Source organism: Spirosoma sp. SC4-14 (genome assembly GCF_037201965.1).
Lineage (GTDB): Bacteria > Bacteroidota > Bacteroidia > Cytophagales > Spirosomataceae > Spirosoma.
The window spans coordinates 6,371,252-6,397,171 of sequence record NZ_CP147518.1; the positions used below are offsets into that span (position 1 = coordinate 6,371,252).

Here is a 25,920-nt window from a genome sequence, read left to right on the forward strand (position 1 = left end):
TCTCCAAATCCCACCGTGCTGTGGGATTTTTTCGTTATTTAGACAACGAATCAACCCATTATGATTATTTACACCATGAAGTATGTATTCCTACTCATCATACTAACCTGTATAGGGGCAAGTAGCCTGGCTCAAACAGCCGATTCAACCAAGAAAGCAAACGTTACGTTCAATCCCAATAGCCGACGGAACGGCTATGAAACCTATCGTTCAACAGATGAGATTGTAGGAGACAAGACTGGTCCGTACGGAACTATAAACAAAATCGACCATCGGTACGAAGGCTTGAAGGGAACACCTTATTTTTTGCCCCAATGGACCCAGGGTGAAATCGATATGGTCAATGGTCAGCACTATACAGACGTGCCAATTAAATTCGATGCCTTCAGACAGTATCTGATTCTATTGCGTAACAGAGCCGGGCAGGATTCCATCGTCGTCAATTCCGATCAGGTTAAGTCGTTTCAATTGAACAGCCCAACTGGTCAAACCTACCTGTTCAAACATCTGCCTAATCTGAAAACCGACGACGAAAGCCTCAAAGAGGGTTATCTGCTGGTATTGTATCAGGGCGAAACATCACTGTTCAAACGGATAACGAAAACGTTTAAAGCTGCCGACTATAAAGACCCTTACTCAAACGATGTTCGCTACGATTCGTTTAAAGAAGCTGCGTCATATTACCTGCTCAAACCCGACCAATCGCTGGTAAAGGTTAAACTCACTAAAAAATCATTACTCGATGCGCTCGATCACCAGAGTAGCCTCAAAACCTTTGTAGAGCAACATCACCTGGCTCTTAAAACAGAAAACGAAGCAATTGCGCTCATAAAACAGTATAACAGTCTTACTGGTAATTAAGAGATTGGTTCCTGGCCAACTATCACTGGTTAATTTATTGTCTGCTTGCTAACAACAACTGACCAGCGAATATGGAATTTGGGCTGAAGCTACATCTATGCGGTATACACCAAAACCGCATACAACTATGGTTCAGCCCAATACAACTGCCCTCACCTACGACGAAATTATTTTTCAGGCCCGCAATCAGGCCTATGGAGCTTTTGACCTTCGTCGGCAATATCGACCTGCGCTCAGCCGGGCGCTTGGCTTAGGTGTTGGTCTCTTTCTGGCAGGATTAGCCACCCCAACACTTTACAACCGATTCGGACCACAACATATATTGACCGACGAGGCCAATATGAAGGAAGTTACCTTAACAACTATTGTAGAGCCACCTGTCGAAAAACCAATCGAATTGCCTCCTGTTGAACAGGCCCCAGCCGTCAATACGGTCCGAAATCTGCCGCCCGTTGTAATGCCGGAGGCCGAAGTTATTGAAGAAGCCTTGCCCCCCACCACCGACCAATTGGAAGATGCTGTTTCAGGAACTGAAACGGCAGAAGGCACCGGCGATGTTGACATCATTGCTCCCCCCGAAGCGGCCGCTCCTACTGCCATAGAAAAAGCGGTTGAAGTGACCTCTCGGCCCGAAGAACCCTTTATTGCGCCCGAACAACAGCCCGAATATCCGGGCGGAGCAGAGGCCATGCGTACGTTTCTGTCCAGAAATCTGACTTATCCACGAGCCGCATCATCAGCCGGCGTGTCAGGACGTGTTTATGTTAGTTTTGTAGTCAATACGGATGGAAGTCTGACCGATGTGCAGGTTATGAAAGGCATTGGCTTTGGCTGCGACGAAGAAGCGCTTCGGGTCATCAAGAAAATGCCTCACTGGAAACCAGGAAAACAGTCGGGACGCCCCGTACGGGTGAAGTTTAATTTACCAATTGCCTTTACGCTTGAGTAACAGAGCATGTAGACACTGGCCATTAGCTTTATTGCGATTTTTTCAGTGACCCATGACTACTCCTTAATATTTCATCATAAACTCGGTCAGGTTTATATCGCCCTCGATGTTGAGCTTTTTACGGAGTCGATACCGTTTGAGTTCAACGCTTCGGTGAGTAATAGTCAAAAGTTGAGCAATTTCTTTCGTCGATAGGTTCATGCGCAGATAAGCGGCTAATTTCAGATCACCCTGACTCAGGTCGGGGTAGTTCTCCAGCAGATGCTTCAGAAACTGTTCATGCACCTTATTGAAATTTGCCTGAAAGAGCTTCCAATCCTGCTCACTGGAAATATTAGCGTCGATGAGCGCATTGATTCGCTGAAAATCATCGGTCGACAGTTTGTTTCCCAGGCGATTTTTTGCCCGGCCTAGCTCATCTTTTATCTTCATCAGTAGCTCATTTTTCTGAATGAGCGACATGGTCGAATTAGCCAGTTCTTCCGATTTCTGAACTAGACCTTGCTCCAGTTGTTCTTTCTGCAACAGAATAATTTCGCGCTGGCTTTGCTCTTCCTGCTGCCGAAGCTTTTCTTCCATTGTTTTCCGAACGCGATTTTGCTGAATGGCCACCCGGTGCAGATGAAATGAATAAGCAAGTTTGGCTAACCCTCCCAGCAACAAGATGTATACGAGCTTACTCCAGCCTGTCCAGTACCACGGTGGTCTGATTTCGAACGTTAAGTTGCTTTCGGATGGATTCAGGTCCGATTTGAGATGAAACGTGTATTGACCGGGCGGAAGGTTAGTAAATTCTTTCTGATGAATACTGGCAAACGCCGACCAGGTCGATGTACTGTTTTCGAGCCAGTAGCTGTAGTTAACTGGACGCGTATAGAAAGGCGTACAGAATGAAATCAACAGATTGTTCTGCTCATGCGAAAACGACAGATCCGATGCTGGTCCCTGAAACACATAGCTCATTTCGGACGCATCAGCAACTGTAATCGTCCGAATCAATGGCTGGCGGGCAAACCCTCTGGCAATTCGTGTCAAATTGGTCATTGGAGCTATTGCAAATCCACTCTCCTGGCAAAAAACCACATAACCAGCGTCTAGAGCCACAATATTTTCGTGCTCATCAACCCACTGATTAGCTTTGACCGGAATATCGCCTATCGGTTGTTTGCCAACGCTACCCCAACCCAGCGAACCATCCTGTCGGAGCAAAAACAAATGCGACTTATCGATGGGGAAAAGCTTACGAACCGCTGGCCCTAACCAGGGATAAAGCTTCTGTATAGGCGCAAAGCGGCCAGTAGATGCCTCATATTGGAATACTCCGCCTGGCGACGTTATCATGATCTTGTTCTGCACCGAACACAGATTAACTGTTGGCCCATGAAATGTGGCATCTGTAAACTCGTAACTGGTATCAACACGGCGTAGATCGGGCGGCAATCGAAGCCGTTGTAAACCCTGGTTTGCCGCTTTATTAACCCAGATATTCCCATCCACATCTTCCTCGAGTTGCCGAACCGGTGCCGAAAAGCCATCTATCGGGTGCGAAAAAACCCAGTTACCGCTGGCATCTTTCCGATAGACACACAATTTCGTATACGTTCCCTGAATAAGCAGATCGGGATAACGACTTAGCCGATGAAGCACCCAGCCGCCGGTAATCGGACACAACAAACGCGCCTGGTCACCTTCAAGCCGAAAGGTGCCCTTGTTATGCCCACACAGCAATTGATTATCGATAACCGTTAGATCCCAAACTTGGCCCTGCGTTCCCGGAACCAGTCGAAAAGGTACATCTGGTTGCTCAACAGACTTAACGTAAACGCCCTGATTGGTACCTAGATACAGGTTTTTACCGTAGCTGGCAATATCGTATACGGTACCCAGATTGCCTTCATCGTCCGGGAAATAACGAATAGGCGAGTTAAGACCGATCAGATCGATTCCTTTATCCATTCCAACCCACAAATTCCCATCCACATCTAACCCCATTGACAGTACGGTTCCATTCTGTAATCCATTCTTCTGATTAAACTGATAGCGAATTTTACCGTTGCCATCGGTAATCAGGACACCTCCCAGCAATGTTCCAAATGCATACTGATCAGGCCCAATTGCCAGCCCACGGTTAAGCCTGATCTGTTGAAGCAAAGCGTTGAGTGTTGAATTAAATGGTCTAAAGTTCTGCCCATCATACCGATAAATGCTCCGTTCGGTACCAACCAGCAGGTCGCTGGTTCCTAGAGGCAGCAGTGTATTTATGGTTTCGCTACCCAGAAATTCACTACCCGCCAATAAAACAAAGCGGTTGTTCTGAATCTCATACAATCCTTTGCCAATCACGCCTACCAACAGCCGGTTTCGTACCTGTCGTATAAACAATATGTTGCCAGGTGGCTGAAGTAACTGAATTTTTCCTTGCTGATACCGGTAGATAAAGGCAAAAGACTGAAACAGAATGCCCTGCGGTGTTAGCAGAATATTCCAAATTTCTTCAGTTCGGAAAGATTGCTGACCAACCAGCGAAGCCAGCGAATGATAGGTCAGTTGGCCATTCGTTTCCGGCAACCAATAGCCAAATTCACCCAGCCCCCCCGTAAAGATTCGCCCCTGTTCATCAACAGCTATCGATCGAACTTTCTGCTTTCTCGGCAATTCATATACCCGCCAACTGACGCCGTCATACTCCAATAAACCTTTTGAATTGGCGAAATACATAAACCGGGTTTGCCGATGCTGTGCTATGCTCCAGTTCTGGTTATAGGCACCGTAGGTCTGACGCGTAAACTGAATGAGTTCGGGCCGACACAAATCGTATACCGATTGTGTTCCCTCCTGCGCAAGACAAATTCCTATAGTAAGCTCAGCCAGGAGAAAGCTCCTGAACAAGTATATAAAACAGCGAGACGTTAATTTTCCCATAAAAACTTGTTCAAGAAAGCTACGATGAGCTAAAAACCCGCGCCAACTGGCTCTATATCCTGAAATGATGTAGTAATGATGTAGTCCATTTTTAGGTGGCAAGTTATGACTCCCCTATTTTTGTACAAAAAAATCACCCCTTTATCTACTAAATTCATTTTCGCTTTATCCAACTTATTGAATGAAATCAGTGCAAAACTGGCTCCTGTTATTCCTGCTGTTTTTTATAGGCTTTTCCTGTAAAAAACAGCAGGATCAGGTAGTTGCTCCAGGCGGGTCTTTTTATTATAAAACTGTTTCCATTAATGGGCAATCAGGCTCAGCAACACACTATACAAACATCAGTACGATACCTACCGTAACCTTAGCCTTCTCGACTCCTGTCAGGCGTGAATCCGTTGCTGCTGCACTTACCTTAACAAACAATGCCACCACAAAGCAGGTGGCATTGTCCTATTCGTTCGCAAGCAATGATTCGCTTCTGGTCATAACAACGCAAACCCCACTCCAGAGTCTGGCTACCTATACGCTGACCGTGTCACCTGCCCTAACCTCTGCTCAGAACGTGCCCCTGTTAGCTGCAATCACCATCGATTTCACGACAGCCTTCGACAATACCGACAAATTTTCGCGCATCAGCGATTCGCTTCTGTTAGATCTCGTTCAGAAACAAACTTTCAGCTATTTCTGGGAGTTTGGGCATCCGGTTTCTGGTATGGCCCGCGAACGAAATTCGTCGGGCGATGTGGTAACTACGGGCGGAACAGGCTTTGGCATTATGGCGATTCTGGTCGCCATCAATCGCAACTTTATCAGTCGGCAGGATGGCCTGGCCCGGCTGTCAAAAATCTCCAGCTTTCTCACCAACAATGCCAAACGCTACCATGGTGCGTTTCCGCACTGGCTCAGTGGAACTACGGGCGCAACAATCCCTTTCAGTCAGAAAGACGACGGTGCCGATCTGGTCGAAACCTCATACCTGATGCAGGGGCTACTAACGGCCCGCCAGTATTTCAACAGCAGTACAAATACTGACGAAATAGCGCTCCGCAAATCTATCAATGACTTATGGGATGGTGTCGAATGGAACTGGTTTACCAAAAATGGCACCGAAACCAACCTATACTGGCACTGGTCGCCCAACTACAACTGGGACATGAATCTGCCCATCCGCGGCTGGAACGAAGCACTTATTACCTATGTTCTGGCAGCTTCATCGAACACAAGGCCCATCTCAAAAACTGTTTACGACAACAGTTGGGCGCAGAATGGCAAAATGGCGAACGGGAATAGTTACTATACCATTAAACTACCGCTCGGTCCGGCCTATGGAGGCCCGTTATTCTTCTCGCAATATTCGTTTCTTGGCATCAATCCGCATGATCTGAAAGATGCTTATGCCGACTACTGGCAACAAAATACGGCGCATTCGCTCATCAACTATACCTATTGTAAAACCAATCCGAAGCAATTTACCGGCTACAGTCAGGATTGCTGGGGACTAACAGCCAGCGACGAACAGAACGGCTACTCAGCGCATGAACCGGGTAATGACAATGGCACCATTTCGCCAACAGCAGCCTTGTCGGCAATGCCTTATACGCCAACCGAGTCGATGCAGGCACTACGGTTTTTCTACTATAAACTGGGCGATAACGTGTGGAAAAATTATGGTTTTATCGATGCTTTTAACCTCACCACGCCCTGGTTTGCCGATTCGTTTCTGGCTATTGACCAGGGGCCTATTATCATTATGATCGAAAACCACCGCTCCCAACTACTCTGGAAACTATTTATGAGTTGCCCGGAAGTAAAAAAAGGCATGAAAACGCTCGGGTTTCAAAGTCCTGATCTGAATTAAGAATTAAGTGGATTTCTAACCTACCGGGCAAATTACCCTGACCATGAAAACGTTTCTTCTTTGCTTACTGACCTTAACGATTGGCCTGGCCCAACCCAGGCCCTACACATTTACCAAAACCGACAACGCCTTTCTCGACAGCCTTGAATACGATACGTTCCGGTTTTTCTGGGAAACGGCCAATCCTGAAAATGGTCTGATTCCCGATCGGGCTCCAACGCCATCGTTCAGTAGTATTGCCGCCGTAGGCTTCGGACTAACATCTTATCTGGTAGGTGTTGAACGGGGTTATATTACACGGAAACAGGCAGCCGATCGCACACTCAATACCCTTCGCTTTTTTGCCAAGGCCCCACAATCCGACAAAACAGTGGGCATTGCTGGCTACAAAGGTTTTTTCTATCATTTTCTCGATATGAAAACCGGCGAACGATTTAAGAAAGTCGAACTATCGACAATCGATACGGCGCTGCTGCTGGGTGGCATCCTGAGTGCCCAAACGTATTTTGACAAGAATACGCCCACTGAATCGGAAATCCGAAAACTGGCCGATCAAATTTATGGCCGTGTCGACTGGACCTGGATTCAGAATCATAACGGTTCGGCACCCTATATATCAATGGGCTGGCATCCCGAAAAAGGGTTTATTCCCGCCAACTGGAAGGGCTATAACGAAGCCATGCTACTCTATATATTGGCTCTCGGTTCGCCAACGCACCCAGTTGGAAGTGAGGTATGGGCCGCCTGGACCAAAACCTACGATTGGGCAACGTTTGAAGGCCAAACGCACGTAAACTTCGATCCACTCTTTGGCCATCAGTATTCACACCTCTGGATCGACTTCCGGGGTATTCAGGATAGTTACATGAAAGCCAAAGGGATCGATTATGCCGAAAACTCCCGGCGGGCAACCTATGCGAACCGAGCATATTGCATTAAAAACCCAGCCAACTGGCAGGACTATAGTGCCACCATTTGGGGACTAACCGCCTGCGATGGACCGAAAGATACAACCGTGGCCGGGCGCCACTTTTTTTCATACCGGGCACGCGGAGCCGCTTCGACCCAAATCGTCGATGATGGAACTATTGCGCCTACGGCTGCGGGTGGTTCCATTGCCTTTGCACCAGAAATTTGCCTGCCCGCATTGCAGGCAATGAAAACAAAATATGGAGCCCACTTATATGGCAAATATGGCTTCGTAGATGCATTTAATCCAACTTATCGCTATCCATCGGCCTTTGCCAATGGCTCCACCAAAGATGGCTGGTTCGATATTGATTATTTAGGAATTGATCAGGGGCCTATTTTGCTGATGGCCGAAAATGCCCGAACAGGCTTTGTCTGGAACCTGATGAAACGAAATCCGTATATTCAGAAAGGACTAAAACGAGCCGGATTTTCGGGGGGATGGCTGAAATAAATGCATCTCGATTTCACAAAATTAGTCTCATATGAAGTTTTACTTGTATTTATCAATTAACTGACATCCAAGCTATTCCACAGCGCGTATGTAGCGGATTGGCCAAGCATCAACCAACTAACCCACTACATACTCATGAATGATGTGCTGACGGACGAGGAGATGATTCGAACCTATTTGCCTTCGCAGCCAACCCAATGTTTTGAAACGCTTTACAAGCGTTATGTGAACAAAGTTTATCGTCGTTGTTTATCGCTAACAAAAGATTCTGCCATTGCCGAAGATTTTACGCATGATATTTTTATCAAAGCATTCGATAAACTCGACGCATTTCAGGAACGAGCCCGTTTTTCGACCTGGCTTTATTCGATTGCTTACAACTACTGCCTCGATCAGTTAAAAATTTCGAAACGCCTGAATTTAGTTGCTATCGACAACGATTCAGAACATGACATACCCGACACCGAAGAAGGCTCCCTTCGCGAAGAAGCTACGCAGTTGATGCTCCGGGCAGTAAACTACCTTTCGCATCAGGAAACAATGCTGCTACGGCTTAAGTATGAAGATGGTTTAAGTATCTCAGAGATTGCAGCCCGCTATAACATAAAAGCCAGTGCCGTTAAAATGCGGCTTAAACGTAGCCGCGATCGCATTTATAACCTATATCGTGACCAATATCTGGTCTGAGTCTCCTTCTGCTTTACGTTGCTTTGCTCTGTATAGCCTATAAATTCCATACGCAAAATACACTAATACACATATCAACAAAAAGTGTTTCTTTGCTGTATAATTGTATCCTATACCGTATTTGTACTCATGCAGCAACGTTACTTCATCTTTCTGCTTATGGCAGCCATCGCTTCAGGCTGCGCGTTTGGCACCTATCCCGGAGGTGGACAGCAATACCCTACCGGCGGCCAGCAATCGCCCGACGATACATACCCAAATTCAGGGAATCAGACTGGCAACGGGCGCCCCGCCGATCCGGGCGTAACCGTAAACAGCATTCAGCTAACGCGCGATTATACAATTCTAAACTTAACATACACAGACAACAACCAGCCAAGTTACGACCGAAATGGCAGGCGATTATCTACGGGCACTATTGGTTTCGACCCAAATGGGTATCTGATAGCGGCTAACGGTGCCCGCCGATTCGCTTTCGTAAAAGTAGACGGCATCCCAGTAAAACAGGAACGGGTCGATCCAAACACGGGTAGAAAAGTTCTTGTCGGTCTAAATACCTACCCCGGTGATAAAGTCAATTTTACCTTATATTTTCAGCGGCTCGACAAAGGATTAGAAAACTTTGATCTGTTCGAATGCGTCAGCGATCAGTATATCTGCTGGAATATCTACAACCTGTATGTCAACAACCCGGCCGACCCAGTTGTCTATAGTCCGCCACCAGCTACCCCAACCCCTGTTCCACCAAAACCCACAAAACCATTGCCTCAACCCTCGGGCGAATCGGGTGGCGAAATGGAAACGCCCAAACCCAAACCGGCTCCTGCTCCCGTTCCTACACTTGTGGCCGTATCGGGCGTGGTGAGCGACGCGAAAAATAAACGTCCGGTAACCGCTACCATCAGCTACCAGTTTTCGTCCAGCAAACAACCTATCGACTCTGTACAAAGTTTTGCCTCGACGGGCGTTTATAAAATGAGCCTTGTGAAAGGTCAGGTCTATACCTATATCGCATCGGCACGTGGCTATCAGGCGGCCAGTGGTGTGCTGGATCTGAGTAAAATATCGGGCGGACAAACCATCAGCCGCGACATTGCCTTGACACCCCTGACCGTAGGCGACAAGGTTACGCTCCATAACGTTTACTTTGAGATGTCGAAGTCCGATTTGCTGTCTGCGTCTTATGCAGAATTAGACAAACTAGTAGCCATGATGCAGGATAATCCCAACATGACAATCCGACTCGAAGGCCACACCGACATCATTGGCGACCACGACAAAAACCTGCAACTCTCCCGCGACCGGGTTATTGCCTGCCAGCGGTATCTGGTCCAGAAAGGTATTGATATTGACCGAATTCAAACGATTGGCTACGGCGACACCCGACCTATCGTTACGAAAGGTACCGACGAAGACCGTAAAGTAAACCGTCGGGTCGAGTTCGTTATCCTGGCAATTTGAGGTAATGATCTGTAAAGTCGAACCGGTTTAAAGTTTTGTGCGATAGGCATTTTTTGTCATTGCGACCAGTGCGGCAGGAGCAATGACAAAAAATACACTTGCGATAGCTCAATTTCAGGAAGGTTAAACAGTCTCATTATCTATCACAGGGCTTTTTCATAAAATGACGTAGGCATGTCATCGTAGTAGCTATACATACAGGAAATACCAATCAGTACTACTAAGATGTCCCCACTACGTAGTTATAAGTTTTCATGAAAAAGCCCTGTAATCTACAGGGTGCATATGAGTATTCAATAGTTCTGCTACGCTTTCGTCACTCCACTCCTTCTCAATCCATACCTGATCAGCTCCGTCGGTAGCTTTTTGAGAAGAAGCCGTTTACCTTCCATATGCTTTTTCTTACATCCACAGTTTGTGAACGTTCTGTTCACTAGACGTTGTTCAGCTTAGACAACTATAGCAAAAAATGTAGGCTTGTATAAAGCCTGCCCGATGCGTCAAAATTCCGTATCTTTGCACTCATTTTTTAACGGCACATAGGCCCTCGTGCTATCAGATTATGTCAGGCGTGAAGTATCAGCAATATGAGTCCCTCGATTACGCGAAGATCGCGGCCGAGGTTTTAACGTATTGGAACCAGAATCAGGTTTTCGAACAGTCTATCTCTAACCGGGAAGGCAGAGATACCTTTACGTTCTATGAAGGCCCACCCTCGGCCAACGGAACACCGGGTATTCACCACGTTATGGCCCGGACCATTAAGGATATTTTCTGCCGATATAAAACATTACAGGGCTTTCAGGTCGACCGGAAAGGCGGCTGGGATACGCATGGCCTGCCAATTGAATTACAGGTCGAAAAAGAACTGGGCATTACCAAAGACCATATCGGCAAACCCGAGTCGGAAGGCGGTATCAGCGTTGAAGACTACAACCGCAAATGCCGCGAAACAGTAATGCGGTTTACCGATCAATGGAATGATTTAACCCAGAAAATGGGCTATTGGGTCGATCTCGACAACCCCTACGTTACCTACAAAAACGAGTACATCGAATCGGTATGGTGGCTGCTGAAACAGCTTTACGACCAGAATTTGCTCTATAAAGGCTATACCATTCAGCCCTATTCGCCCAAGGCCGGTACGGGCTTAAGCTCACATGAGCTAAATATGCCGGGCACCTATAAAGACGTTCGCGATACAACCATTGTTGCCCAGTTTAAGGTAAAGCCTACCGGCAAATCGGGTTTCCTGTTTTTTGATTCGTCGGATGCCGATGTGTACATTCTGGCCTGGACCACCACGCCCTGGACACTGCCTGCCAACTCTGCACTCACGGTTGGAGCAAACATCGACTATGTGCTGGTCAAGACGTTTAACCCCTACACCTTCAAGTTGGTCCATGTGGTGCTGGCGAAGGCGCTGGTAGGTCGGTGGTTCAACGAAAAAGGTCGTCAGGAGGCACCAGATAGTGCTGCTTTTGAGACCTATCTACCCAACGATAAAGTTATTCCCTGGACTATCGTATCGGAGTTTAAAGGCCAGTTTCTCGAAGGCATCGAGTATGAACAATTGATGCCCTACGTACAACCCGAACAGTCTGCTTTCCGCGTCATTCTCGGCGATTTTGTAACGACCGAAGATGGTACGGGTATAGTACATACATCGCCAACATTCGGTGCCGACGACTTCCGGGTTGCGCAGGCAGCGGGCATTCCGCCTATCATGGTGAAGGATGAAAACGGCAAAGATGTGCCTATTGTGGATAAGCACGGGCTGTTTGTGGACGAAATCACCGACTTTGCCGGTCGTTATGTTAAGGAAGAATATTATTCCGACGAAGAACGCGCCGATCCCGATTTCAAGCCAACCGATGTGCTGATTGCCATTAAGCTGAAAGAAGAAAATAAAGCGTTTCGGGTTGAGAAATACGAACACCCTTATCCCCACTGCTGGCGTACCGATAAACCGATTCTGTATTACCCGCTCGATAGCTGGTTTATCCGTACTACGGCGAAGAAGGATCGGCTGGTTGAACTGAACAAAACCATCAACTGGCAACCCGAAAGTACTGGAACCGGGCGCTTTGGCAACTGGCTCGAAAACCTCGTCGACTGGAACCTGAGCCGTAGCCGGTTCTGGGGAACACCCCTACCGATCTGGCGGAGCGAGACGGGCGAAGAAGTATGCATTGGCTCGGTCGAAGAACTGGTATCGATGAGCAAAAAAGCGAATGAGCAAATGAATGAATGGGTTCGGTCCGGCAAAACCGAGTACCAGAAATACGTTGATGCCAACAATTCATTCATTCAATCATTCAACAATTCAACCTACGACCTTCACCGACCTTATTCTGATGAAATATACTTCATCTCAGAATCGGGCAAACTGATGCAGCGCGAACCAGACCTGATCGACGTGTGGTTCGACTCAGGAGCGATGCCCTATGCGCAGTGGCACTATCCGTTCAGTTCCCTGGCTCCCAAAGGAGGGAAAAGTAATACCGATAATCATGACCCTGCTCCCCCTTTGGGGGCCAGGGGGCTTTTTCCCGCTGACTTTATTTCGGAAGGTGTCGATCAAACGCGTGGCTGGTTCTTTACGCTCCATGCCATTGCTGGTATGCTGTTCGATTCGGTAGCGTTCAAAAACGTGGTTTCGACGGGGTTGGTGCTTGATAAAAACGGCAACAAAATGTCGAAACGGCTCGGCAATGCCGTCGATCCGTTTGCGACGCTGGCGCAGTATGGCCCCGACGCAACGCGCTGGTATATGATCACCAATGCAGAGCCGTGGGATAACCTGAAGTTCAATACTGAAGGCATTGGCGAAGTGCAGCGGAAATTGTTCGGCACCCTGTCGAATACCTATAATTTCTTTGCGCTCTACGCTAACCTGGATGCCTTCTCATTCGAAAGGCGCACCATTCCGGTAGCCGAACGCCCCGAACTCGACCGCTGGATTCTGTCGAAGCTACAATCGCTGATTCAGGAAGTCGAGCAACAGTTCGATGGCTATAATCCGACCAAAGCCGGGCGGGCCGTTCAGGATTTTGTGAATGACCAATTGTCGAACTGGTACGTGCGGTTAGCACGCCGTCGGTTCTGGTCTGGGGTCTCGCCCGACGGTGCGATGACAGCCGATAAACAAGCAGCCTACGAAACGTTGCACGAATGCCTGACTACGGTAGCCCAACTAATGTCGCCCATAGCTCCTTTCTATGCCGACTGGCTCTATCGGAACCTGACGCATGGCAGCACGTCGGTTCACCTGACCGATTTCCCGGTAGCTGAGCAGGCTTTAATCGATAGCGAGCTGGAAACGTCGATGGAGTTGGCTCAGGACATTTCGTCGCTCATTCACTCGTTACGGAAGGGTCACAAACTGAAGGTTCGTCAACCATTGAGTCGAATACTGATTCCGGTGTTGAATCCCGATACACGTCGGCAAATTGAACACGTTGCCCCGCTCATCATGTCGGAGGTCAACGTAAAAGCCGTAGAGTTTGTCGATGATGCCAGTGGTATCCTGAAAAAGAAAGTGAAACCGAATTTTAAGGCATTGGGTCCAAAATTCGGCAAGCAGATGAAGGATGTAGCAGCTGCCATAACGGCCATGACCGAGGAAGATCTGAAGGAACTGGAAGCCAGAGGAGAGAAATCATTCATCACTCATGATTCATCATTCATCATTTCGCTTTCGGATGTTGAGATTCTGACCGAAGATATTCCGGGCTGGCTGGTTGCCAGCGAAGGCGGCCTTACGGTTGCGCTCGATGTGCACCTTACGGACGAGTTACGCTGGGAGGGCATTGCCCGCGATTTTGTGAACCGGATTCAGAATCTGCGGAAAGACCGCGATTTCTTGGTTACCGACAAAATTCGAATTGCGCTGGAACGGAACAATGAGTTACTGGCTACGGCCATCGAAACCAACGGCGACTATATACGACAGGAAGTGCAGGCTATTTCGCTCGATCTGGTGGGCGATCTGAATGGATCGACTACCGAAATCGAAATGGATGAGTTTCAACTTCGTGTTCAGGTTGACATAGCCTGACTTTACAGGCTTAGGACTTTCGCCTAAAGCCGTCATAAAAAGGTGCAGTAGCATTCTGAATGGAATACTACTGCACCTTTTTATATACTACATATTTTTCCATATCGCCTTCCAGTAACTATACTCATAAACACCTGGAGACAAATTCACTTAAAAAGCACAAAAACAGGCAATCGGCACAATACTTGCAGCACAGACAATAAACATACATTACTTCATTAGCCCTCATAATGAAGTATATAGCTTTAATATCCCACTAATTCACTTCTATTTGATGGAATCTTTACAAAGTACCCTTCGGTCTTTTGTTAACAACTACCAGGCTGTTATGTGGCGACTAAAAGAATGTCGACTCAACGATGAACAACTAAGCTCTATTATCGGTCTCAGCAGTAGTGCCGTCCGAAATCGTCGTGCCAAACCCAATCTTTGGAAACTATCTGAAATAGAACGACTCGCTACCTATTTTACCGTTCCGACCACAGCCTGCCATCAGGTAAACCAGATTCTTCACGACCTGCCCAACCGTTGGGCTAACATGCCCGATGCCGAACGACGGCGTATTGAACGGATGCTGGCGGTCCGACGATCGCAGTTTGAGACTTATAACCATACAGACTGGCCCGTACGGCATCTGCTAAAGATGCACCAGGCGCTAGGCCTGAAGAAAGTGTAGTAAATGCGTCTTTAGAAGAGCTGTCCAATACCGAACAGAATCACAAATAAAAGGGTCGATAAGGCAAGTTGCCCAAGTCGGGCGTTGAGTTCTGCCGGGCGTTTGTGGGAAGCAACGGCCCGGCCGTTGAGTATAAACAACGGAAAGGCAAGTACATATAGATAGCCCTGCACCGGCGCATCGGTCAGAAACGAATAGGCCACGGCGCAAAACATACCCGTGATCAGCAGGCCCCAATGGTAACGAATGGCAAGCGGCAAGCCCAGGCGGGCAGGAATCGACCGTTTACCCGTCATGGTATCCGTTTCAATATCGCGGATATTGTTAATATTAAGCACACCTGTGGCAAACAAACCAACACTTGTAGCCGGTAGTAGCAGAATTGGACTGAACGATAAGGTATGCAGAAAATAGGTTCCGAGAACGCCTACCCATCCGAAGAAAATCAGTACGGCAATATCGCCGAAGCCTGCGTATCCGTAAGGGCGTTTACCATTGGTGTAGCCTATAGCAGCCGCGATGCTCAGTAAACCCAGCACCAGAAAAAACCAGAAAAGCTTGGGACCAGCGTTGAAAAAAGCAACCACCAGCAACAGAATACCACTCACCAGCGACAGAACCGACATCAGAACAATGCCCCGCATCATTGCTTCTTTCGATATGTCGCCCGTGGCTACTGCCCGTCGGGGGCCAACCCGCAGTTCGGTGTCTTTGCCCGAAACCGCATCGCCATAATCGTTGGCAAAATTGGAAAGGATTTGTAAAAAAATGGTGGTTAACGCAGCCAGCAACGCGATTTGCCAGCTAAAATGGCCAACCGATACCGACGAACCCGCAGCCAGAAAGCTCCCGAGAATAATGCTGGCCAATGCCAGCGGCAACGTACGCGGCCGAGCCGCAGCAATCCAACTTTTCATGCTCGGAAAGAGCGAAAGAGTGAAAGAGTGAAAGAGCGAATAGCTGCTACATGCTTTTATTCGCTCTTTCACTCAATCGCTAATTCACTAATTAAATGCCAACAGCTTTCTTAAACTCTTCGTCTTCGGGTTTTACTTTCGAAGCAAAGAAGTGGGTTAGCTCACCTTTTTCGTTAATAACGTATTTACAGAAATTCCAGGTTGGCGCTTTGTCATTCCAGCCATTCATCGATTTGGTGGTTAACCATTTGTAGAGCGGTGCCTGATTATCGCCAACCACGTCTACTTTCTCGAACATGGGGAATGTTACACCATAATTTTTCTGGCAGAACGATGCAATTTCTTCGCTGCTGCCTGGCTCCTGAGCCCCAAAGTTGTTGGCCGGAAAACCCAGTACAACAATTTTATCGCCATGTTCTTTGTAGAATTTTTCCCAATCGGCATACTGGGGTGTAAAACCACATTTCGAAGCCACATTAAGAATAACAACTTTCTTCCCTTTAAACCCACTCAGCGCTACTGGTTTTCCATCCAGCGAATTGACGGTGAAGTCGTATAGACTTTTTGAGGGTGCAGGGGCATTGCCCGGAGCAACAGCAATTTCTCTTTTGTCGGCAAAAATGCCTTTAACAATACTTTTAAACATAAAACCGGACGATATGATGAGCAGCCCGAAAAAGGTCAGAATAAGGAGTGTTTTGTTTTTCATATAAGAAGTCAGGCAACAACCCGATACAGTACCGAGTCATTGCCTAGAACAGGTTGATACATGAAATAGTTTGGCTTATAGCACTTTCAGTCATAAGCCTCTCGTGTATACACCTTCACCCCTCCAACACGCGGAGCAAGCAAATTATAAATGACTCCAAAAATTGCACCGATAACCATGCCCAACACGCCGTAGAAAACAGGGAACAGGATTACCACAAAAATGCCTCCTCCCAGCATTGCGCCCATACCCGATCGCCCGAGCATGGCTCCAAACAACGATCCGAAGAGGAAAAGCAACAGAGCAATAAATAAACCGATAACAGCTAAAACCGCGCCATACATCAGGGCAACGGAAGCAATGTCGACACGGATAATTTCTCGTTTCATTCTGTAAAAGTTTAGGATACAGAATAAATATACACCCCAAGAAACACCGCCCCAAAAAGTGTCTACATTTTATCGGGAACGTTTATGCCCAACAACCCCATTGCCTTCCCAATCGTTTCACCAACTGATTTAGTCAGGACTAACCGCGCATGAAGTTTTGTATGATCAGTTTCTTTCAGAATCGGCAACTTGTCATAAAACTGGCTAAAGGTCTTTGCCAGTTCATAGGCATACTGCGCAATATACGACGGTGCATAGTCTTCGCCCGCTTCGGCAACCCGTTGCGGATACTGGCTCAGCAGAAAGATGAGTTGCTGTTCAAGCTCATCGAGTTGAGTTGGTGCAACAGCACTGGCCCATGATATACCCATAGCCTCGGCCTTCCGCAAAACAGATTGCGTACGAGCATGTGCATATTGAATATACGGTCCGGTATTGCCGTGCAGGTCAACCGATTCGGCCGGATTGAACTGCATCCGTTTTTGCGGATCAACTTTCAGCAGATAGTATTTCAGAGCACCCAGACCAAGCATCTGAAAAAGAGCTGCCTTTTCGGCTTCATCAAACTCATCGAGCTTTCCTTTAGCCGCTTCATCAGCAGCGGCTGATGCGGCATCGACCGTTTCCTGAATCAGATCATCGGCATCGACAACCGTTCCTTCGCGCGATTTCATTTTGCCGGTTGGTAGATCGACCATGCCATACGAAAGATGGTATAGACCATCGGCATATGTCCGGCCCAACTGGCGCATAATCGCAAACAGCACCTTGAAATGATAATCCTGCTCATTACCGACAACCCATATCTGGCGATTGCTATGAAAATCCTGATATTTCAGATCGGTAGTGCCCAGATCCTGGGTCATGTAGACCGACGTACCATCCGAACGTAATACAAGTTTCTGATCGAGTCCTTCGTCGGTCAGATCAATCCAGACCGAGCCATCATCTTTCCGAAAGAAAATGCCTTTCTGTATGCCTTCTTCAACGATTTCCTTGCCAAGCAGGTAGGTATTGGATTCGTAGTAGGTCTTATCGAAGCTAACGCCAATTTTGCGGTAGGTTGCATCGAATCCTTCGTATACCCAGGCGTTGAGTTGACTCCAGAGTGCAACGGTTTCGGTATCGCCCTGCTCCCACAGCCGCAGCATTTGCTGCACTTCCTGCATCAGCGGGGCTTTTTTCTCGGCTTCTTCCTTTGGCATTCCCTGACCAACCAGTTCTTCGATTTGCGCTTTATAGGCTTTGTCGAACAGAACATAATATTTACCAATCAGGTGGTCGCCCTTCATACCGGTCGATTCGGGCGTTTCGGCACGGCCCGATGCATCGGTTCCGAACAGTTTATAGGCCAGCATCGACTTACAGATATGCACACCCCGGTCGTTGACGATACAGGTTTTTACAACATCGTAGCCGTTAGCCGCCAGAATTCGGCTAATCGAATCGCCCAGAAAATTGTTGCGAAGGTGCCCCAGGTGAAGCGGTTTGTTGGTATTGGGCGACGAAAACTCCACCATTACCGACTGTGGTTCGCCATGCTGGTTCTTAGCAACCAGTGTTCCGAACGATGGATTGCTGGCAATATCGTTGAGGACATCGAGCCAGGCAGCATCGGTAATCCCGATATTCAGGAATCCCTGCACAACATTGAAGCCGCTGACAATGGTACTATTTTCCTGCAACCAGCCGCCAATGGCCTGCCCGATCTGGACCGGTGATTGCCGGAGCGCTTTGGTGAGCGGGAATGTAACGAATGTGTATAGCCCTTCAAATTCCTTTTTGGTGGGTTGTAAGGCGACCTCTTCAATGGTTGTATTAAAGAGGGCCTGTATCGATTGCTGAATAGCGGTTTTTAACTGTTCCTGTATGTCCATTCGGTTGGATTCCATTACGAACAGCAAAGGTAACGCCCCAACCCACCGAATTACAAATTATGGGCCGGGGCGATCTGTTTTCCACCAAACTGTTGGGTAGTTTTGTATGGCACCGGCCGCCCTGCGAAAAATCAGTCATTTGGGATAGGCAACCGATCTAAAATATAACGTAATGGACAAGTTGTAATTTGTATGTTTTCCAGAGTGGTTTTGTGACTCAGGTTATGTTATTCAAATAAAGCTAGATCTCTAATTAGTATCCCATACTTCTATAAATTAGAAAAACACAATTCATGGTACTTTTTTAGATACATGGGAATTAATCTATCGGTATAGTCGAACGAGATGCATGTCTAACGTGTCATGGCCGAGTACTCCTTGTAAGCGCATCGTTTCAGTGGTGCGATTATTAAGGGTAGCCCGCAAGGTATCATGCGAATAGAAATTTACTTGCAGTTTGTTTTGTAGGCTATCGAACTCATAGCCACCTAGTAAACTCTCACCGGAGTCAAACCGGTACGGATTAGGACTAAAGGCACAGCCTTCGTAGCCCGCGAAATAGACACGACTCCAAGCTTTGTTATCGGTCAGCCAAGCTGTAGTAGGTTGAACTCGACCGTTACGAATTAGTTTTTCCACTTTCCAAGTGCCCTTAAGTATTTGTTCGTTGGGATGAATAAGCATTAACACTTTGAGAGAGACAAAGGCCATAGCAATAAGCAGTAGGCGTAGGCTGTGCTTGACCCAGCTACTTCCTAAGGGAATATGGGGAAGATGATCGACCAAATCCCAGAAGATAGTTTTGAGTCTTTCCCAATGCAATAGAAGCAGAAATACCAGGGATAATGAATAAATGACTGAGTTACAAAAAGCCCCAATACTGATTTTATAGAATAGATTAATCAGGACGATGTTAACCATTACTGGTAACAGGATCATCACTCCGAGTAAGGTTGTCCGGCGATAGAGCAGTAGGATAGAACCTCCTATTTGAAAAAGACCAATAATGACCGCCAACGGATAAGAGTAACCAAAATAGTACCAAGTCAGGCCCATCCCATTGACTGAACTCAAGGGCATATCCAGAAAGAAGTCGGGGGTTTGAAACTGCGTTTTTAGGATTTTGGCAAAGCCATAACTCGAGATTGACAGGGCTAACCAATAGCGAATAATCGCTTGCAACCAGGCATGCTGTAGATCACTGTAGAGAGTATTGGTTTGTTCGCGTCGATGCCATAGCCAGCTATAGATTAAACTGCCTAATAGAGCTAGCCCTATCGAGCCAATTAATACATACTCAAAATATTGGCCGTATTTCTCAAAAAATGAGAATGGCAAAAACTCCAAGGGAAACAGAAGAAGATTGAGTAGAGCCGTAGCCGCCAGTGCCGATTCACAACCCTTGAACAACCAAGTTGTATGATTATCGGGTGAGGCTTGTTCCATATTCTAGAAATGGATAGACAGGATGAAAATAGGCAAGAATGGATATTAGTACTGAGTTAAAAATCTGTTTTATAAGTGTGTTTATATTAATCTAAACCCGAAAATAGGGTCTATAACCTAATTATTTATAGCCAATCTACCACAAATCTATAAGAATTAGCACAAAAAAGAAGAGAGCAATTAACACGCATATCAATAGCCCCGTACCTATGGCTTTTAGTAGCTCTTTTAGTAGCTGCATAACTGTTATACAAGTGCAGTGGTGTCGTCGCAAACGTCAAGCAATGGGGCTTGGCTGAGGGTGATAAGAAAAGCCAAAGGGGTAATCATGCTTATTATTCTATCTTATCATCAACCAAAGCCCCATTTCAACAGCAACGACGGCCCGTAAAATACAACCTAAGTAGCGTATTTTACGCAGGGCAGCCGATACCGCACGATTCACCAAAACTATCCACTGTTTTGCTAAAACACCACCAACTGACCCGCTTTCCCGACCTGCTGGCGTGTGTACGAAACCCCGGCCACTTTCAGACTGGTTGCATCGAACAGACTTATCGAACCGCCATCGTTGCTCAACAATACGTGTTGCCCGGTCAGGTTGTAGACTAGCACCTGTCCGGCGGCCAAGGTACCGCTCAAGGGCTCATGCCGATCTGCCTTATCGACCAGTTCGTAGCCTTCCAGATTGATGTCGGTTGGCGATGCATTCATAATATACACCTGTTCGGGTTTGCCAGATGCAGGTTTCACCATAGCCGCAATCAGATACAGATCGGTCGAAATGGTCGTACCGGGTGTACCTGGCTGGCTGGAGATCGTATGCCCATTGTCGTCGGTATGGAACGACTGCGACTGAAACGCCAGAAACAGCGCTACCCAGCGGTTGGTACTGGCAAAATGAATCAGAATACCGCCGTCCTGCCAGGTGCCGTCCTGTGCGACATACTGACCGACGTTACCCTGATTCATGTGTATGTCGTGAATGCCACGTCCCGGCTGAAAATGAAAATACTGATCAGCCTGCGTTTCGGGGCCCCAGGTTTCGCCAAACGCGTAGAGCGTAGCATCTGCATTATTAAGCGCCCGTTTGACATACAGGTCGATCTTGTCGTTCAGGTCGTTATCCTCGCCCGGAACATCGAGCGGCAGCGGCTGCATTTGCGACGTGTCGAACAAATTGCGCCGAACAAAATCGAGTGCCAGACCATTGGGCTTGTTGGGCACCGTAGTCAGCCCCGTTGGCAGGTTTGCCTGTGTAATTTTATCAAGCAGTTCGTGCGAAAAATTATCGCTGAAAAAATACATCACTTCCGATGGTGCTACCGCCGATTTGGCATTGACGGCCACGCGGTACTTTACACCCTGATCGTCTTCAATCAGAATCTGATAGTGCGCCTGTTGCTGGGTAGCGCGTTTGCGGTCGGTTACGCGACCTTTCAAAACGCAATAGTTGTTTAAAGGCATGGTTGTGTGTTGTTAAAGCGTCCCGCTGAAGTAATTCCGGGTAATTTCTTTTGGGCTACCGGGTACGTAAAACGGCAGTGTCCAGGCCGGGGTCTCATCCAGAAAAAGGCGGTCCGGACGTTCGCCACTATCGACGGTGGTTACAAGATCCCGGAAATAGAAATGACGGAATAACCGCATAAACTCACCGAAGTAAATGTCGGCCACGCGTTTATCGCCCCGAATAACCAGCATGTTTTCGTCGTTTTTCTGCACGGAGCTTTCGCTAAAATTGGCCGAGCCACTTATGGTTACCGGATCGTCGCCCAATGGGTCGAGTAGTAAATATTTGGTATGAATATACCGGACACGCGCATTCAGCGGAGTCAGCCGCTCTTTAATCCAGCCTTCCAGATTATTGAGCTGGTTAAGCATACTGCCATACGCCACCTGATTGGCCGGGTTCTTGACGATTGCATTGGCCCGTAGACCGGGATCGGTCTTGTCGGAAACAACATAAATTGGGTTCGTACGGCCTTCCTTCGCCAAAATCGTCTCAAAGCGTTTATCCAAACCGAACGGCACCGTAATGAATGCCAGTTTTGTTTGCGCATCCATCTGCTCGGCATACCAGTCCAGCACCCGCAACTGCGCCCGAGGGCTAAAATAAACACCCGTTTCGTTGGGAGCAGCCTGAGAGCCAACAACCGGATCGATAGCCATCTGAAGCGTACTGGCCTGTAAAGAGGCAGAAGGCGTATCGGCATGGAGCAGTTGCCAATAGCGCAGATACAGTTTAGCTACCTCCGGCAAACGAACCACATGGCCCACATTCGAATGGCCATGAATGCCACCATTGGTCAGATTGGTCGATCCGGTCCAGACGGCTTTGGGACTGTTATTTTCGAGCAGAACGAAAAATTTGTTGTGTGAAATGGTCACGGTATGTTCGCGGAAGACAGTCACGGGCGTAAGGCCCAGCCGTTCGACCAATTCGCGGACTTTTTCAACTTCCCGCCGTTCGGCATCGGTATCGGCATGGGCGTGTACCACAATCTGCACGTCGACACCCCGCTGACGGGCCGCTACCAGTTCCTGGATTACCGGCTCGTAGCTAAACTCATAAACACTCAGTCGAAGGCCAAACGTAGGCCCGGTAGCCTGTTGAATAAACCCCACCATAGCTTCGCGCAGACCCCGGCTGAGCCAGTTGTAGACTTCGTCGTGCCGTTGGGCTTCAATAGACGCAAATGATCCGCTGCCAAACCGATTTACAAACGCCTGCGAACCAGCGACTCCCCGGTTGAAATAAACTTCGTGCGACTCTCCATCGCTGCTTTGCTCAGTCGTCACATCTACTGTCACCTCCGCCAGCGTGTTCATAGCGGAAGGTGGACCACTCCGCGCCAGAATCCGATACCGATAAGCCCGACCGGGTCGCACGGTGAAATCGGACCAGAAAAAATCCTGAATTGGGTGCATTTCGGTCGATACTAGTTGACCGGCCGGTTTTTGTGGCAAAACCGACTGAAATACTTTCAGCGCATCGAGCCAAACTGTTTTATTGATGGCGAGTTCGGTACGCTGAATCGAAAAACCGAGTAGCTGAGCAGCCATCGGTTGGGGCAAATTCATACCCAGTGTGATCACATGGGTTCCGGCCACGGCCAGCACCGCCAATGACTGATTTTCTTCGAAAGTACGCATACGTATAGGTAGCCAGGGTGTTAGGTCTACCAAAAGTATGCGATCGACAACGTTTCTGAAAGCGCATTTCCACCCATTTCCCGGCGGAAAAATACCCATTCTGGAAAGGGTTTATTTCTCCATCCGCGATGGCTGTAGCTCCGTTGTCTCGTCAGCCACCGTCTTAATTTTTTCTTTCGAGAAAAAGACGGGAAAATAACCGTTTTCGGCCCAGATCGGAAATAGATCGCCATAATGCGGACTATCGGGATTGCCCGACTGACCAGGACTATTGATGCCCAGCGTTTTGTCCCAATCTTCGGTATCGATCAGAATCCGAAACGATGCGCCATGCGTCTGATTGAGGCTGTTGGCAGTTGCATTCACGGTTTCGCCATACCCTCCACGGGCTACAGGGCCAAAATTTATTTTCTTCTGCATGGCCTTATCGACCATATCGCTCAGCGGATGAGTGATGGTAATGTGCTTGTTTTTGCGCTGCCCATACGACCATTCGTCCATATCGTTGCCCAATCGATTGGTCAGTTCTGCCACAGCCCGGTCCATGCATGTCAGCAATAAACTATCCCGGGCAGTTGTCGGAACAAGTAATGCATCAATCACCCGTTTCGACGATAACGCTTTTAGGTAAGGCCGTGCCTTCTCCGGAATTTTCTGTTTCGAAACAGCCTGTTTGAGTTGATCCTCCCAGGCCACATAGATCGAAGCCGCTACCGAGTTGGGTTCCAGTTTATAGTCCCATTTTCGCAGATAACTTACGGCCTGCTCGATTCGGGTTTCGGGCGAAAACAGGTTTTGCAGTAAGGGCACCAGTGTTCGCGCCGGTATAGACAGATAGTCGGCCTGGAGCGCCATAAAATCGACCAGCGTTTTGCGTTTTCCATCGTTCAGCACCTCTTCGATGCGATGCGCCCGACTCGGCGACGACCATGTCCAGCCCACTGCGTCGCGGTGTTCGAAATTTCTTGGCGTCAGGTTGTTGTTAGCGGTTGCAATAAACCCACCGGCGGGGTTTAGTTTGTGCGGAAGTTGCTGAATCGGCAAATAGCCCGCCCACTCATAACGCCCGTCGCCCGGTACGGGCACCAGCCCCGAAAAATTCTTTCGAATTGGAGCCAGCCCAACTGCCTGCCAGCCAATGGTGCCCGTTTTATCGGCCCAGATCATGTTTTCGCCCGGAAGGCGGCTGAATGCGCAGGCCTGACGAAATTCGGTCCAGTTACGCGACTGATTCATCCGGAGGCTGGCCAGATAAGGCGCACAACCGATGTCGAGCCAGCCAGCCCGCACCGCATAGGCTTTATGATGCACCTTATCTTCGAACACGACCGGTCCATGTCGGGTATATTTCAGCTTGACCGTTTCGGATGGCTTCCCTTTTAGCGGAATCGTTTCGCTTATGGTTTTCATGGTCACCCAGTTGCCTTTGTAACGATATTGGTTCGGGTTGGCCGGGTTAGTTTCGTACACATACAAATCTTCGTTGTCGGTCTCGAAAATAGTGAGCCCCCACGCCCCGTAGTCGTTATGCCCAATTGATATGCCAGGCAGGGTTGGTTCGCCCGCGCCGATAACGTTCCAGCCCGGCGCGTTCAGATGCACCCAATAGCGCAACGATGGCGTCGACTGCGCCCGGTGCGGATCATTAGCCAGCATCGGGTAATCGCTGGCCGATTTGTTTCCGGCAATAACCCAGTTGTTTGAACCAACATAGTGTTGTTCAACACGGAACCAATCGTCTACCGAACCATCGGAGCGTTTTGCTTCATCTTCGTCGGCTTTAGCGGGTTTCCCGGCAAACTTCAACGGCAACCGAAAGGCTTCGTAGAGTTCCAGAATCGGCTGAAACAACTCATCGCCCTCGACGCGTAAGGTCAAATCCGGTTCGCTGGCTTTCTGAACGGGATGAAACCACTCCAGTTCGCGAAGTTTATCAGCCCCGATCAACTTCACCAGGCGACCGTAATTAAGTTCACTACGGACGTTATAGGCAAGGCCCTGATGGCGACTAATAACGACTTCTGATGTCCAATAGCCCGGTTTTGTATTCAGCACCTGAAACTCAAACGGGAGCTTTTCGGGCGTTTTAAGAATCTCGGTAATATAGGTATTGATTCCTTCAACAAATGCCCAGACAATTTGCGGCCCATGTGGATGATAATGCAACAGTTCTTTATTGATGTCGCCCCGAAACCGGAACAACCGTGCACCCACATCGCGTTTCAGTTCCTGCGGGCCAAGCAATTCGGCCACGGTTCCGGTAGCCTGCCGTCGCCACATTTCCAACTGAAACAGCCGATCTTTGGCTGCCGAATACCCCTGCGCAAAAAACAGGTCGTGTTCATTCTGGGCATAAATGTGATTGACACCCCAACGATCCCGAATAATTTCGACAGGCTGACGAACGCCGGGGATGGATTGTGTGTAACCCAATGAACCTGTAACGATAAACAAGGTTAACAATAGCAGTCGATGCATAGTGCCGGGAAATTTTGAAGTAAGATAGCCAACAAACTGCTTCTGACAACT

17 protein-coding genes are annotated in these 25,920 nt (G+C 48.1%); 8 read left to right on the forward strand and 9 right to left on the reverse strand.

Features of this window, described 5'->3' with window-relative positions; genetic code table 11:
- Positions 1-60 precede the first annotated feature (60 nt).
- Positions 61-861 carry a hypothetical protein gene (locus WBJ53_RS26340; protein ID WP_338871800.1) on the forward strand — a complete coding sequence of 267 codons (801 nt, stop codon included), beginning with the start codon at positions 61-63 and terminating at the stop codon, positions 859-861.
- A gap of 127 nt (positions 862-988) precedes the next feature.
- Positions 989-1,810, forward strand: a complete 822-nt coding sequence (locus WBJ53_RS26345; protein ID WP_338871802.1) for a TonB family protein — start codon at positions 989-991, stop codon at positions 1,808-1,810.
- 63 nt (positions 1,811-1,873) lie between these two features.
- On the opposite strand, the gene WBJ53_RS26350 is transcribed toward WBJ53_RS26345, so the two are convergent.
- Positions 1,874-4,732, reverse strand: coding sequence for a hypothetical protein (locus tag WBJ53_RS26350; RefSeq protein ID WP_338871804.1), 2,859 nt, complete (start codon positions 4,730-4,732; stop codon positions 1,874-1,876).
- A 181-nt stretch (positions 4,733-4,913) separates the two neighbouring features.
- Between WBJ53_RS26350 and WBJ53_RS26355 the strand changes: the two genes are divergently transcribed.
- The 6 genes from WBJ53_RS26355 (at position 4,914) to WBJ53_RS26380 (ending at position 14,900) form a co-directional block, all read left to right on the forward strand.
- Positions 4,914-6,593 carry a glucoamylase family protein gene (locus tag WBJ53_RS26355; protein ID WP_338871806.1) on the forward strand — a complete coding sequence of 560 codons (1,680 nt, stop codon included), beginning with the start codon at positions 4,914-4,916 and terminating at the stop codon, positions 6,591-6,593.
- Positions 6,594-6,636: 43 nt separating this feature from the next.
- Positions 6,637-8,016, forward strand: a complete 1,380-nt coding sequence (locus WBJ53_RS26360; protein WP_338871808.1) for a glucoamylase family protein — start codon at positions 6,637-6,639, stop codon at positions 8,014-8,016.
- Positions 8,017-8,151: 135 nt separating this feature from the next.
- Positions 8,152-8,703 (forward strand): RNA polymerase sigma factor, encoded by a 552-nt coding sequence (locus tag WBJ53_RS26365; RefSeq protein ID WP_338871810.1) that lies wholly within the window; start codon positions 8,152-8,154, stop codon positions 8,701-8,703.
- Positions 8,704-8,832: 129 nt separating this feature from the next.
- Positions 8,833-10,164: an OmpA family protein gene (locus WBJ53_RS26370; protein ID WP_338871812.1), complete on the forward strand. Its 1,332-nt coding sequence runs from the start codon at positions 8,833-8,835 to the stop codon at positions 10,162-10,164.
- Positions 10,165-10,726: 562 nt separating this feature from the next.
- The gene (gene ileS, locus WBJ53_RS26375; RefSeq protein WP_338871814.1) at positions 10,727-14,224 is read left to right on the forward strand and encodes an isoleucine--tRNA ligase; all 3,498 of its coding nucleotides are present in this window, start codon (positions 10,727-10,729) and stop codon (positions 14,222-14,224) included.
- A gap of 274 nt (positions 14,225-14,498) precedes the next feature.
- Positions 14,499-14,900, forward strand: coding sequence for a hypothetical protein (locus tag WBJ53_RS26380; protein WP_338871816.1), 402 nt, complete (start codon positions 14,499-14,501; stop codon positions 14,898-14,900).
- A gap of 11 nt (positions 14,901-14,911) precedes the next feature.
- Here the strand turns inward: WBJ53_RS26380 and WBJ53_RS26385 are convergent, their stop codons facing one another.
- The 8 genes from WBJ53_RS26385 to WBJ53_RS26420 all read right to left on the reverse strand — a co-directional run bounded on the left by WBJ53_RS26385 (position 14,912) and on the right by WBJ53_RS26420 (position 25,869).
- Positions 14,912-15,817 (reverse strand): 1,4-dihydroxy-2-naphthoate polyprenyltransferase, encoded by a 906-nt coding sequence (locus WBJ53_RS26385; protein ID WP_338871818.1) that lies wholly within the window; start codon positions 15,815-15,817, stop codon positions 14,912-14,914.
- A 91-nt stretch (positions 15,818-15,908) separates the two neighbouring features.
- Complete coding sequence (locus WBJ53_RS26390) at positions 15,909-16,463, reverse strand: glutathione peroxidase (RefSeq protein WP_338877240.1); 555 nt, start codon at positions 16,461-16,463, stop codon at positions 15,909-15,911.
- A gap of 149 nt (positions 16,464-16,612) precedes the next feature.
- Positions 16,613-16,915, reverse strand: coding sequence for a hypothetical protein (locus WBJ53_RS26395; protein WP_338871820.1), 303 nt, complete (start codon positions 16,913-16,915; stop codon positions 16,613-16,615).
- A 62-nt stretch (positions 16,916-16,977) separates the two neighbouring features.
- Positions 16,978-18,792 carry an arginine--tRNA ligase gene (gene argS, locus WBJ53_RS26400; RefSeq protein WP_338877241.1) on the reverse strand — a complete coding sequence of 605 codons (1,815 nt, stop codon included), beginning with the start codon at positions 18,790-18,792 and terminating at the stop codon, positions 16,978-16,980.
- Positions 18,793-19,116: 324 nt separating this feature from the next.
- On the reverse strand, positions 19,117-20,238 hold the full coding sequence (locus tag WBJ53_RS26405; protein ID WP_338871822.1) for a hypothetical protein: 1,122 nt from the start codon (positions 20,236-20,238) through the stop codon (positions 19,117-19,119).
- A gap of 465 nt (positions 20,239-20,703) precedes the next feature.
- The gene (locus WBJ53_RS26410; protein WP_338871824.1) at positions 20,704-21,705 is read right to left on the reverse strand and encodes a DUF2278 family protein; all 1,002 of its coding nucleotides are present in this window, start codon (positions 21,703-21,705) and stop codon (positions 20,704-20,706) included.
- A 12-nt stretch (positions 21,706-21,717) separates the two neighbouring features.
- Positions 21,718-23,391, reverse strand: a complete 1,674-nt coding sequence (locus tag WBJ53_RS26415) for a phospholipase D-like domain-containing protein (RefSeq protein ID WP_338871826.1) — start codon at positions 23,389-23,391, stop codon at positions 21,718-21,720.
- Between the two features lie 111 nt (positions 23,392-23,502).
- Entirely contained in the window at positions 23,503-25,869 is a 2,367-nt protein-coding gene (locus WBJ53_RS26420; RefSeq protein WP_338871828.1) for a penicillin acylase family protein, read from the reverse strand.
- Positions 25,870-25,920 lie beyond the last annotated feature (51 nt).